Origin of the sequence: Janthinobacterium sp. PSPC1-1, assembly GCF_049897625.1 — a bacterium.
Lineage (GTDB): Bacteria > Pseudomonadota > Gammaproteobacteria > Burkholderiales > Burkholderiaceae_D > Janthinobacterium > Janthinobacterium tructae.
Genome location: NZ_JAFCWP010000001.1, coordinates 1,553,244 through 1,565,338, shown reverse-complemented (window position 1 = coordinate 1,565,338; position 12,095 = coordinate 1,553,244). Strand labels below are relative to the sequence as shown.

At 63.4% G+C, this 12,095-nt stretch carries 14 protein-coding genes; 9 read left to right on the top strand and 5 right to left on the bottom strand.

The window, feature by feature from the left end; all coding sequences use genetic code 11:
* Window position 1: 1 nt before the first annotated feature.
* From ACP7EG_RS06955 to ACP7EG_RS06935, 5 genes are all read left to right on the top strand, one after another.
* Window positions 2–913, top strand: coding sequence for a hypothetical protein (locus ACP7EG_RS06955; RefSeq protein WP_426087024.1), 912 nt, complete (start codon window positions 2–4; stop codon window positions 911–913).
* The gene (locus tag ACP7EG_RS06950; protein ID WP_426087023.1) at window positions 913–1,977 is read left to right on the top strand and encodes a peroxiredoxin family protein; all 1,065 of its coding nucleotides are present in this window, start codon (window positions 913–915) and stop codon (window positions 1,975–1,977) included. The genes ACP7EG_RS06955 and ACP7EG_RS06950 overlap by 1 nt, the downstream gene beginning before the upstream one ends.
* Window positions 1,952–2,332, top strand: coding sequence for a hypothetical protein (locus ACP7EG_RS06945; RefSeq protein ID WP_426087022.1), 381 nt, complete (start codon window positions 1,952–1,954; stop codon window positions 2,330–2,332). The genes ACP7EG_RS06950 and ACP7EG_RS06945 overlap by 26 nt, the downstream gene beginning before the upstream one ends.
* Window positions 2,333–2,555: 223 nt before the next feature.
* Window positions 2,556–3,434: an EamA family transporter gene (locus tag ACP7EG_RS06940; RefSeq protein ID WP_426087021.1), complete on the top strand. Its 879-nt coding sequence runs from the start codon at window positions 2,556–2,558 to the stop codon at window positions 3,432–3,434.
* Window positions 3,435–3,550: 116 nt separating this feature from the next.
* On the top strand, window positions 3,551–3,958 hold the full coding sequence (locus ACP7EG_RS06935) for a c-type cytochrome (protein ID WP_426087020.1): 408 nt from the start codon (window positions 3,551–3,553) through the stop codon (window positions 3,956–3,958).
* 195 nt (window positions 3,959–4,153) lie between these two features.
* Here ACP7EG_RS06935 and ACP7EG_RS06930 read toward each other — a convergent pair whose 3' ends face one another.
* Window positions 4,154–4,417 (bottom strand): DUF378 domain-containing protein, encoded by a 264-nt coding sequence (locus ACP7EG_RS06930; RefSeq protein ID WP_197678713.1) that lies wholly within the window; start codon window positions 4,415–4,417, stop codon window positions 4,154–4,156.
* 321 nt (window positions 4,418–4,738) lie between these two features.
* On the opposite strand from ACP7EG_RS06930, the gene ACP7EG_RS06925 reads away from it, so the two are divergent.
* Complete coding sequence (locus ACP7EG_RS06925) at window positions 4,739–6,136, top strand: methyl-accepting chemotaxis protein (protein ID WP_426087019.1); 1,398 nt, start codon at window positions 4,739–4,741, stop codon at window positions 6,134–6,136.
* Between the two features lie 21 nt (window positions 6,137–6,157).
* Here the strand turns inward: ACP7EG_RS06925 and ACP7EG_RS06920 are convergent, their stop codons facing one another.
* Window positions 6,158–6,682, bottom strand: a complete 525-nt coding sequence (locus tag ACP7EG_RS06920; protein WP_426087018.1) for a GNAT family N-acetyltransferase — start codon at window positions 6,680–6,682, stop codon at window positions 6,158–6,160.
* A 7-nt stretch (window positions 6,683–6,689) separates the two neighbouring features.
* Window positions 6,690–7,262, bottom strand: a complete 573-nt coding sequence (locus ACP7EG_RS06915; RefSeq protein ID WP_426087017.1) for a helix-turn-helix domain-containing protein — start codon at window positions 7,260–7,262, stop codon at window positions 6,690–6,692.
* A gap of 116 nt (window positions 7,263–7,378) precedes the next feature.
* Between ACP7EG_RS06915 and ACP7EG_RS06910 the strand changes: the two genes are divergently transcribed.
* Window positions 7,379–8,467 (top strand): flavodoxin family protein, encoded by a 1,089-nt coding sequence (locus ACP7EG_RS06910; RefSeq protein WP_426087016.1) that lies wholly within the window; start codon window positions 7,379–7,381, stop codon window positions 8,465–8,467.
* A gap of 12 nt (window positions 8,468–8,479) precedes the next feature.
* Here ACP7EG_RS06910 and ACP7EG_RS06905 read toward each other — a convergent pair whose 3' ends face one another.
* On the bottom strand, window positions 8,480–9,382 hold the full coding sequence (locus ACP7EG_RS06905; protein WP_426087015.1) for a LysR family transcriptional regulator: 903 nt from the start codon (window positions 9,380–9,382) through the stop codon (window positions 8,480–8,482).
* Between the two features lie 107 nt (window positions 9,383–9,489).
* Between ACP7EG_RS06905 and ACP7EG_RS06900 the strand changes: the two genes are divergently transcribed.
* Complete coding sequence (locus ACP7EG_RS06900; RefSeq protein ID WP_426087014.1) at window positions 9,490–10,566, top strand: YeiH family protein; 1,077 nt, start codon at window positions 9,490–9,492, stop codon at window positions 10,564–10,566.
* A gap of 106 nt (window positions 10,567–10,672) precedes the next feature.
* On the top strand, window positions 10,673–11,314 hold the full coding sequence (locus ACP7EG_RS06895) for a LysE family translocator (RefSeq protein ID WP_426087013.1): 642 nt from the start codon (window positions 10,673–10,675) through the stop codon (window positions 11,312–11,314).
* On the opposite strand, the gene ACP7EG_RS06890 is transcribed toward ACP7EG_RS06895, so the two are convergent.
* The gene (locus ACP7EG_RS06890) at window positions 11,315–12,082 is read right to left on the bottom strand and encodes an alpha/beta fold hydrolase (protein ID WP_426087012.1); all 768 of its coding nucleotides are present in this window, start codon (window positions 12,080–12,082) and stop codon (window positions 11,315–11,317) included.
* Window positions 12,083–12,095 lie beyond the last annotated feature (13 nt).

Genomic DNA, 12,095 nt, shown 5'->3' with positions numbered 1-12,095 from the left:
TATGAAAACCTCAGACCATACCGTACTCGACGACATCGCACGCACGCTGGCTGGCGTCACCTCGCGCCGCGCCGCACTGAAAATGGTCGTGCTCGGCCTGGGCGGCATGACCCTGGCCCGGTTCGGCATCGACAACGCCTGGGCGGCGCGCAATTGCCTGTGCAATAACCGCGTGTACGACTCTGCCCTTGCCTGCTGCACGCCCAACGGCGTGGTGCAAAAGCACCCCATTGCCAATCTGGCGGACTGCCCTTCCCGCACCGCCAACCTGGCGCATACCTGCACCGCCAATGGTTGCGGCGCGGTCGGATCGTGGGTGCCGCCGCCGCAAAGTTACTTCGGCGTCAGCTTCGTTCCCGCTTGTAATACTCACGATTGTTGCTACGACAAGTGCAAGCAGAACAAGGCAGCGTGCGATACCAACTTCCTTAGTGAGCTTAACGCTATTTGCACCGCAGCCTTCCCCGGTACGGGCAGCATACAGAACATCAAGCGCGGCGGTTGTCTGTCCCAGGCGCAGGCCTATCACAACGCGGTGTCCGCCTATGGCCAAAACGCGTATGACGACGCCCAGAAGCTCTCGTGCGACTGCTGCCCGCCTACGGCTTGCCAGACCTGCGCCGGCGGCAGTTGCGGCGCCTTCCCGGCATGCGTCGGCGGCGGCGACTGCGTGTGCTTTACGACGCCGAATGGCTCGGGCGTCTGCGTGCACGGCAATACTCCTTGTGCCGGTTTGCCTACCTGCAGCTCCAACGACGATTGCCCACCGGGATACGGTTGCGCCGGCTCAAATTGTTGCGGCGGCACCGCATTGTGCGGGCCACTGTGCTCCGACCTGACGAACGCATCGATCATCTCGCCGTTTGGTGGCGCTCAACGTTACGACGGACCTACCTTGGGAGGAAAGAGATAATGGACGCGTTTATAGTGCCATTCACCGTCTTGCGCCTGCTGTTGGGCGGCGTCTTGCTGATGGCCGCTGCCGGCAAGCTACTGCACCGGCAGGCGTACGCTCAAACGCTGGCGGAATTCGGTATTCCCACTGCAATGCAGCCGCAACTGGCGTGGCTGATGCCGACGTGCGAACTGGCGATCGCCTTCATGCTGACGCTGGCGATGTCCACGTGGTGGAGCGCCATCGCCTGCGCCGCACTGCTGACGCTCTACAACGCCGTGCTGGCGTACAAGCTGCTGCAAGGCCAGCGGCCCAGTTGCAACTGCTTCGGTCAGCAGGACGCCACGCCGATCGGCCCCACTACGCTGCTCAGAAACGGGGTACTGCTGTCGATGGCGGGCGCACTGATTTACGCTGGGCCGGCATACGCGCATGCTCCTGTATGGCCGCATCTAGCCGAGATATTGGTCACAGCCCCGACACTGTCGATATGCATCGCCGTGATGGCGGTGCAATGGTGGCTGCTACTGCATACGCTGCGCCAAAACGGGCGCCTGATCTTGCGCATGGATACGCTGGAGCTTCGACTCGACGCCGCCAACATTGAGCCACTGCATGCTGTCGACATGCGGCCGCGCGGACTGGCAGTCGGCAGCATGGCGCCGGACTTCGCGCTGCCGGGAATGGGCACTGGCGAAGCGAAGACGCTGGCGCAGCTCAGGTCTGTCGGCCTGCCGGTGCTGCTGGTATTCTCCGACATCGCCTGCGGCCCTTGTGCCGAACTGGCGCCGCGCATTGAGAGTTGGCATCGGCAATACCAGGGCTTGATCAGCATCGCCGTCATCCTGCGCGTCGATGCCGGCCAGCTGCACCGTCCACATACCGCCGGCTCCTGCACCACGCTGCTGCAAGAGGACCGAAAGGTATCCGAGCGCTACGACGCGCTGGTGACTCCGAGCGCTGTACTGGTGTCCGCCGAGGGGACGATCGCATCGCATCTGGCGCTGGGTTCAAAAGACATATACGATCTACTGGAATCAACCGTACCGCAGATCGATGAAAACCGGAATATCGCCGCTTAAATCGCCACGACAGGCAAGCCGCCTACTGCTGACGGTCGGCACTTGCCTGCACCTGATCACCGCGCTATTTCTGGCCAACGGTGGCGGCATCGTCTTTCGGACGGCGCTGTGCGCCTGGTCGCTGGCGCCCTACCTATTACTGGCAATTGCGCTACAACGCAGCAAGAATTGCGGCGGTCTGTTAGCCGGCGCCTTGCTGATGCTGCTGCTGGACGCGCACACCTACTGGTCTGTGTTTGTGGCCCCGCAAAGCTCCACTGCTGCATTGGGTCTGCTAATGGCACCGTTGTTCAACCTGTTCTGCATGGCGCCGATATCGATTGCCGCCAACATGTGGCTGGGCCGCAGGCGATAATTGTTTACTAGTGTTAAGAATCAAAATGGTAAAGGCTGTTCGATTAGCAACGGCTACTTCCGGCCATGAGTAAACAATGCTACAACTGTAACGTATTTTACAACATGGTATCCAGAAAAGTAGCCGCGATGCACCAGTCATGCCAGCAACTGCCCAGTTAAATCTCCCCCGCTTACCAATCTGCCAGCGACTGCCAGCCTAAGGCATATTAAAATACCGCCCCATGACCTCCCCCGCCTCGACCTCCCCTCTCCCCGACAGCATTTTGCTCCCTTCCCTGGCAGTATTGGGAGGGCAGATTTCCGTCAATCTGGGGGCGGCGATTGCGAAGAATCTGTTTCCTGTCATCGGCGTCGAGGGGATTACGGCGTACCGGGTGGGTTTTTCAGCGCTGATCCTGCTGGCCATCTTCCGGCCGTGGCGTTTCCGCCTGACGCGCAAGGATGTGCTGAACTTGCTGGTCTACGGTTCCGTGCTGGGGCTGATGAACTTGCTGATTTACCGGGCGTTTGCGCTGATACCGATCGGTATCGCCGTCGCCATCGAGGTCACGGGGCCGCTGGCGGTGGCCATGCTGTCGTCGCGCCGGCCGCGCGATTTGCTGGCCGTGGCGTGCGCCGTGTTCGGCCTGTATTTATTGCTGCCGCTGCAAGGCAGCCCGGGCAGCCTGGACCCGATCGGTGTGGCATATGCGCTGGGAGCGGCGCTGTGCTGGGCGCTGTACATCATCTTCGGCAAGCGCGCCTCGACCTTGCAGGGCGGGCAAGCCGTGGCCTGGGGCATGACGGTGGCGGCCATGGTGACGGTGCCCATCGGCGTCGCGTACTCGGGCACGGCTCTGCTGGCGCCATCGATTGCGCTGATGGGCCTGGCAATCGCCATGCTGTCCAGCGCCCTGCCGTATTCGCTGGAAATCTTTGCCTTGCGGCGTTTGCCGCAAGGCGTGTTCGGCATGTTCAGCAGCGCGGCACCGGCCGTCAGCGCGCTGGCCGCCATGGCCGTGCTGGGAGAGTTGCTGAGCCTGACCCAGTGGCTGGCCATCGCCTGCATCGTGTGCGCGTCGGCCATGGCGGCGTTGGGCGCTCAGGGCGGCAAGCGCTAGCGGTGTCAGTCATCCGGCACGATTTCTTGGCATGGCTGCGCAACAGACGGGCAGGTTTGGATGCCCGCCTGTAAAATGCGTCATTGCTTGCCATATCATGCCTTTCCGCCTCACCGATGACATACCCATTTCTTTTTCGCTGCTCCTCCCATCTCGTCGCTGCAGCCTTGCTGCTGGCGCCAGTCGCCGCCGCACAGGCAGCCGCTCCCGCCGCCCTCACGGGCAACGCCGAAGCGGGCAAGACGGCGTTTCGCAAGTGTGCCTCCTGCCACCAGGTGGGGCCATCGGCGCGCGGCGGCTTCGGCCCCAAGCTGACGGGCGTGATTGGCCGCAAAGCCGGTGCCACCACCGATTACAAGTATTCAGCGGCCATGAAAAACGCAAACATCGTCTGGACCGAGCAAAACCTGGCCGGCTTCCTCAAGTCACCCAGCGATTTCATTCCTGGCAATAACATGCGCTTCTGGGGCATCGGCAACCCCCAGCAAGTGGCCGATTTGCTGGCCTACCTGCGCACGCAGTAAGCACCTGCAATTAGCACAGGCAGCAAAGCATGCGCTACCGACGCATGCACCGATGCTTGCACCGTCCGGCAAGGCGACCACGCACAGGCCCGCCCGCCCCCACCTGCACGTACATACAAGCAGGCACCACCCCATCAAAACCCTGACAACTGCCAGCGATGGGCAAGTCTGGCGCTGACGCGCCAGGGGCGTCCCCTAGGACTTGGCTGGCAGCTTGCGCACGCACAGGTAAATGGAATACACCGCCGCCAGCCCCACCAGCACATACACGCCGCGCGAAGCCGTCGTCATGGCGCCGAGGATGCGGGCCACGATGTCGATGTCGAACAAGCCCACCAGCGCCCAGTTCAAGCCGCCCACGATCAGCAGGATCATGGAGATCCAGTCGACCACGTTCAAGCGCTTTGCCGTCATTTCCTCGTTTGCCGCACCGTCCGATCCTGCCTGGATATTCGCCATCTCAGCCTCCTGTGTATAAGAAGAAGACCCGCCGCCGGGTCCGTGCAAGGAACAGTGTAGGCGCGGCAGCGGCATGCGCCAGTCGGACGATGCCGGGGATCGAGGTAGGACGAGTCTGGAATACGGCGGGTGATTTTATCTGGCAAGAAGCCATGCCGCTGTTGCCAAACAAGCAGTGACTAATTCCAATATAGAAATATTTATAGATTACTTAGTATTGCGCTGCTACACTCATTTCACCCCGGCAACTTCAGGGGGACAAGCGCCACGCCGTACCGCCCGCATGGGGAGCGGCCACCATGGGACAACAGCTGAGGGGACATGAATATTTCAAACATACGCATCGGTGTACGCCTGACAACAGGTTTCTTACTGGCATCGCTGTTGCTGGCCGTGGTCGTCGGCATCAGCACGTGGCAGCTGGCCACGGTGAGCGGGGAAATCGACAGCAGCGTGAACCAGCGCTATGCGCGCATCGAGCAATTGCAGGCCACGCGCAACCGCACGCAGGAACAGCCCGCCCTGCGCGACATCGACCAGCAGATCGCCACGCAATCGGCGCAGATGCGCGCGGCGGCCGAGACGGCCATGGCCCGTGCGCACGATACCAGCGTGCTGATCATCGCGCTGGGCCTGATCGGCGGCGTGCTGAGCCTGGTCACGGCCTGGTTCATCAGCAGCGGCATCGTGCGGCCCCTGCGGCACGCCGTCAAGGTGGCGCGCAAGGTGGCTGGCGGCGACCTGAGCGGCAATATCCGCGTCGAATCCGGCGATGAGGTGGGCCAGTTGCTGCAGGCGCTGAAAGACATGAATGCCAGCTTGATCACTATCGTAGGCGACGTGCGCGGCGGCACGCTGGACATCGCGGGCGCCTCGGGAGAGATCGCCGCTGGCAACCTGGACTTGTCGCAGCGCACGCAAGCGCAAGCCAGTTCGCTGGAGCAGACGGCCGCCTCGATGGAAGAGCTGACTGGCACCGTCAAGCAAAATGCGGACAATGCGCGGCAAGCCAACCAACTGGCGCAATCGGCCGCTGACGTGGCCGGCAAAGGGGGCAAGGTGGTGGCACAAGTAGTCGATACCATGAGCTCGATCAATGCTTCGTCGAAAAAGATCGTCGATATCATCGGTGTCATTGACGCCATCGCCTTCCAGACGAATATCCTGGCCCTGAATGCAGCCGTGGAAGCGGCGCGCGCAGGCGAACAGGGACGCGGCTTTGCCGTCGTGGCCGCCGAAGTGCGCACCCTGGCCCAGCGTTCGGCCGGCGCGGCGCGGGAAATCAAGCAGCTGATCGGCGACTCCGTCGAGCGGGTCGACGCGGGCGCGCGCCTGGTCGATACGGCGGGCGCCACCATGCGCGAAATCGTTGCCAGCGTTCACCGGGTGACGGACATCATGGGCGAGATCAGCATGGCCAGCGGCGAACAATTGTCCGGCATCGAGCAAGTCAATGCCGCCATCGTGCAGATGGAGCATGTGACGCAACAAAACGCCGCGCTGGTGGAACAAGCGTCAACGGCGGCGGCGAGCATGCAGCAGCGCGCCCAGCAGCTATCGGGCACGGTGGGCATCTTCACCTTGGGCAATGAGGTGGCGCCCCTGCACGCGGCACCGGCCATCAGCCTTGTCGCAGCGCAATACGCAACGCATGGCAAGGCGGCCCCCGCCCTGGCACGCTCACGCGCCCCTGCCGTTAGAGCGCGCCTGAAAGCCTGAGTTCCCCGCCTGAGTTCCCCGCTATAGCTGCTTGTACATGATGGTGGTGGCGTCCAGCCGGTCGCCGGCCGGCGCCAGCGCATAGGCGGGGATGCTGCCGGCCACCACGTAACCGAGCGACAAATACAGCGGTTCGGCATGGTCGCCGCTGCGCGTGTCCAGGGTCAGCAGGCTGCGCGGCAAGAGGCGCGCCTGCTCTTCCAGCGCCTGCATCAGCTGGCGCGCGAGGCCGAGGCGGCGGTAAGCAGGCGCGACCAGCAACTTGCGTACTTCGGCCCGGTGCCCCTGATTGGGATTGGTATCCCAGTCCAGCTGCACGGCGCCGGCCACCCGACCATCGACTTCGGCCACCAGCAGCAGGCGCGCGCCGCGCGTCACGGCGGGCAGCACATTGTCCGTCCAGAACGCCTGGCTGGCCGCCACGTCAAACGGCAAGATAAAACCGATGCTGGCGCCGTCGTGCACGCAGTCTTGCAGCAGTGCGCCCAGTTCCGGCAGGCGGGCAAGAATATCGGCGGGTGTAAAACTGCGCAGCGAAGCGGGCATGCTGACCTCAGACAAGAAAGAGAAAATAGCGGGCGCCGCTATCCGGCGGCGTGATAAACGCGCTGGTGCCCTGCAACTGGTAGCGCAGGCAATCGCCAGGCATTAAATCGTGCGAGCGGCCGTCGACCATCACGTTCAGCTGGCCTTCCTGCAACAACAGATGGTGTTCCATGCCGGGCCGGGGCGAGGCCGCGTAGGTGATCGTCACGCCCGCGCCCAGTTCGCATTCGAGCGCTTCGCCGGCCAGGGCGCGTGACGGGGGCGAGACGGAACGGCGGATAAAACCGGTCTCCGGGTCCGTCCACACGCCCTGCTGAGCCCGCCGCAGCAGGGGCGGAAAATCGTCTTCCACCATGCGCAGCAGGCGCGACATAGCCAGGCCATACGCGGCGCACAGCTTGCCCAGCACGACCGTCGTCGGGCTGACTTCGCCATTTTCCAGGCGAGATAATGTCGCGCGGCTGACCTGGCTCGCGTTCGCCAACTGGTCCAGCGACCAGCCCCGCTCCACGCGCAACTGTTTCAGGCGCGCCGCCAGCCGCTGTTCGGTATCGTGATCAGTCAATTCTGTATTTTCCATATGTGGGAATTTATCCCGTAAACGGGAATTTGGCAAGCAGTCGTCGCAGAGTTGCTCAACGCACAGACCAGCGGCCGCTGCTCAAGCAAGATGGTGCATCACCTCAAGGAGAAGCCATGTCCGCCACTCCCCCCACTCCCCAGCCGCGCCAAGGCCAGGCGCCCGCGCCGCTGGCCAGGGTCGAATTTCATTTGCAATTCATCCGCTCGTTTGCCGACCCCACGTTCGACGCCGTGCGCGGCGCCCTGGTGCAGGTGGAAGAAGTGGCGTGGAAGAATTACCAGGATGGCCGCAAGGCGCCCGTCACGCAGAAGGCGGGGCCTGGTTTTGCCGACCCCGACTACGAGCTATCGGTGGAATGGCTCGCCACGCGCGACCGACTGCTGGCCGCCGAGGCGCGCCAGAAAGATCCCGCCACGCCGTCGCGCGTGCAGCTGATCTGCGGCGCGGCGCGCAACGACGGTTCTTGCCCTGGTGAAATATCAAAGACCTGGCGCATGACGCAATGGGCCAAAGAAGTGCTGCAGGCCGAGCACATCGAAGCGGACGTGCTGGACCTGAGCTTGCTGACGTCCTCGTATGACTTGCACATTCACCCATGCAAGGGCTGCGTCTCGACGGCCATGCCCCTGTGCCACTGGCCCTGCAGCTGCTACCCGAACCATGGCGAACGGCAAACGAATGACTGGATGGCGGACATTTACGAACGCTGGACGGCCGCGCACGCCGTCATCATCCTCACGCCCGTGTACTGGTATCAGACGCCCGGCGTGCTGAAACTGATGATAGACCGGCTCGTCTGCGCCGACGGCGGCAACCCCGACCCCACGTCCACGCACGGCAAGAAAGCCGTGGAAGCGAAGGCCCTGGAGTTGCAAGGCTGGAATTACCCGAAACACCTGGCCGGGCGCGCGTATGGCCTCGTCGTGCATGGCGACGTGGCCGGCATCGAAGGCGTACGGCGGGGCCTGTCGGATTGGCTCGACTGGATGGGCCTGGTCGATGCGGGCGCGAAGTCGCGGCTGGACCGCTACATCGGCTATTACGACAGCTATGCGCAAAGCCATGAGACCCTGGACCGCGATACCGAGATGCAGGAAGAAGTGCGCAACGTGGCGCGTGCCGTGGCCGAAGCCGTCAAGCGGCTGCGCGCAGGCACGCTGGCGCCGCCCGATGCGGCACTACAAGCTCCGCGGCCAAAATGACGCCGCGCCTAGCTACCCTGCCATGCGCGAGGCGTGGCGGCACAGTTCCAGGAAACCCGTCAAGCGGGGCGACAGGATCTTCTTGGACTGGCGGATCAGATAAAAGTTGCGCTCCAGGGGCGGCAGCATGGTGTCCAATTCCACCAGTTGCCCGCTGGCCAGCAGGTCGGCCACCACCACGCGCGACAGGCAGGCGATGCCGAGCCCCGCCGCGGCGCCATATTTGATCGCCTCCGAATTGCTGAATTCGCCCGCGGCGCGCAGATAGTGCAGATACGGCACCAGCGCCTGCTCCACGGCTTCGCGCGTGCCCGAGCCCGCTTCGCGCAACAGCCAGCCCGCCTGGTTCAGCTCTGCAAAGCTGAGCAAATGATGCAGCTGCGCTAGCGGATGCGTGGGCGCGGCCACGATCAGCATCTGGTCCGTCAGCCACGGTTCCACCAGCAAGCCCGCTTCGTGGCACGGCCCTTCGATCAGGCCGATATCGACACGGAACTCCGCCACGGCGGCGGCGATGTCGGCCGTGTTGGCAATCGTCACTTGCGGGATGCTGCGCCCGTACTGCTGCGCCGCCTGGGCCAGGATCTGCGGCAGCAGATAGATGCCTATCGTCGTACTGGCGCCGATTTGCAGGCTGACGGGCACGGACGGGTCGGCGCCCGCGAACTGGCGCTCGATGCTGGCGGCCCCGTCGCGCATCTGCCGCGCCTGCGGCAACAGCAGGCGGCCATTGTCATTGAGCAGCAATCGCTTGCCCACCCGGTCGAACAGCTGCGCGCCCAGCAAGGTTTCCAGTTCATTCAGCGCAGCGCTGGTGGCCGATTGCGACAGCGCAATGTGTTCGGCCGCCGCGCTGGTGCTGCCCGTGTCCGCCACGGCGAGGAAAATCTGCAGTTGCCGCAAGGTTAAGGCCATCGAATCTACCTATTTAATTGGTTAAACATACAAAAACAATCCGTTTTACCATTTAATCGACGAACTGTACAGTCATGCCATACGAACCAGTAACCATGGAGTACGGCATGTCTTCTCTCACAACAAGCAACACAACAAGTTTCAGCGACCGCTATGGCCGCCTTCTGCCTGGCCTGCTGCTAAGCGGCATGATCGCCTGGGGCGCCATTCAACTGGGCAAGCTGGAATGGATGCAAAGCCACGGCATGAGCGCCCTGACCCTGGCCATCATGCTGGGCATTGTGCTGGGCAACAGCGTGTATGGCCGCCTGGCGCCCACCTGCGGCGCAGGCGTGACCTTTTCCAAGCAGACCTTATTGCGTCTTGGCATCATCCTCTACGGCTTTCGTTTGACATTCCAGGATATCGGCCAAGTGGGCCTGGCCGGCATCGCCATCGACGCGCTGGTGCTGACGTCCACGTTTGGCCTGGCGATGTTCCTCGGCACCAAGGTGTTCAAACTGGAACGCAACAGCGCCATTCTGATCGGCGCGGGCAGCTCGATCTGTGGCGCCGCGGCCGTGATGGCGACGGAACCCGTCGTCAAGGGGCGCAGCGAAGACGTTACCGTGGCCGTCTCCACCGTCGTCGTGTTCGGCACCATCGCCATCTTTTTGTATCCCTTGCTGTACCAGCTGAACCTGAGCTGGCAGGTGCTGGGCGCCACGCCCACGGCGTTCGGCGTGTACATCGGTTCGACCGTGCATGAAGTGGCGCAAGTGGTGGCGGCCGGCAAGTCGATCGGGCAGGAAGCGGCGAACGCGGCCGTGATCGCCAAGATGGTGCGCGTGATGATGCTGGCCCCCTTCCTTGTCATCCTCTCGGCGGTGCTTGCGTGCGGCAAGGCCAAAGGTGGCAGCCACGACAAGGCCACCAAACTGGCCATTCCCTGGTTCGCCTTCATTTTTATCGGCGTGGTGGCCTTCAATTCGCTGGGCTTGCTGCCAGCGGGCACCGTCGCCACCATTACCGAGCTCGACACAGTCTTGCTGGCCATGGCCATGGCGGCCCTGGGCTTGACGACGCATATGTCGGCCATCCGCCGCGCCGGCATCAAGCCCCTGCTGCTGGCCGGACTGCTGTTCTGCTGGCTGATCGCCGGTGGCGCCGCCATCAACCACGTGGTCGCCAGCCTGTTTGCCTGAAGCTGAGCCTGATTCAGGCGGGGGCCGCTGACGCGGGAGCCGAAAACTTCGTACAATAAGCGTGTTTTGACTCTCAATCCGGCTTCGGCCCCACCCAGGAACACCCATGCATCTCTCGAACTGGCTGCTTTTCTGCAGCGTCGCCCTGCTCGTCACGTTTTCTCCCGGTCCGGCCGTCCTGCTGGCCATCTCGAATGCCATCGCCGTCGGCCCGCGCCGCGCGATGATCAGCAGCATGGGCAATGGCTTTGGTTTGTTCATCATTTCCGGCGTGGCCATGGCCGGCATGGGCGTCGTGCTGGCGACCTCGGCCACGGCTTTCATGCTGCTGAAACTGGCTGGCGCCCTGTATCTGGTGTACCTGGGCATCAAGCAATGGCGCAGCAAGACCAGCATCGTGGCCGATGCGCCCGTGGCGTTTGGCGCGGCGAATCCGAATTCGTTCTGGAAACTCTTCCGCCAGGGCTTGACGGTGGCGCTGACCAATCCCAAGGCCATCCTGTTCTTTTCGGCCCTGTTCCCGCAATTCATCACGCCGGGCGAACCGGTGGCCATCCAGTTCACCGTGCTGACGACCTCGTTTGTGGCCTGCGCCATGCTGGCCCATTTGTTCTACGCCAACCTGGCGCGCCTGCTGAAAACCCAGCTGGCCACGCCGGGCCGCGCCAAGCTGTTCAACCGTATCTCGGGCGGCGCCTTCGTGCTGCTGGGCCTGAGCCTGCTGCGCCTGCGCGCCAAGGCGACGTAACTAGTCCTTTTCCGTCAAAAACGCCTCGATGCTGGCCGCCAGGGCCAGCGGCGTTTCATTCATCGGATAGTGTCCCGCATTGCCCAGCACTTCCAGCCGGGCTTGCGGGTACCACGCCAGATACGTGCGGCGCATCAGGGCCGCATCAAAGCGGGGGTCGTGCTCGCCCACCAGCGCCAGCAAGGGCAATTTCGGCGCCGCCCGCATCACCTCCCCGCTGAAATCCGTGTCGCTCCACGCGAGAAAGTAGCGTGCGAACGCGGCCGGATCCGCACTTTCCCACGAATATTGCGCCTTCCAGTCCAGCCAGCTTGCAGGCAAGCGCCCGCCCGTGCTGCGATCGATGATGGCGCGCCGCGCTTGCTGGTTGCCGCTGGCGTCGATAAACAACGCGCGTGCCGCCGCATCCATGCTCACGCCGCAACTGGGCACGGGCGCCACGGCCACCAGTTTGCGCACGCGCAAGGGTGCCAGCAAGGCCAGCCGTTCCAGCGCCATGCCGCCCATGGAGTGACCGACCACGCTGAAGGTGGTGAAACCGAGCGCATCGGCCAGCGCCAGCGCGTCGCGGGCGACCTCTTCCATCGAATACTCGCCCGCCGCGCCGCGCATGCCGCCATAGCCGCGATTGTCCATGAAGACATAGCTGAAAGCGCCGCCATCGAGGGCCACTTCCATCGGTGCAAATGCGTGCGCGTCGCCAAACCAGCCGTGCAGGACGATGACGGCGTGGGGACCATGGCCCACGCGATGATAGCTATTGTGCATATACACTCCAGAA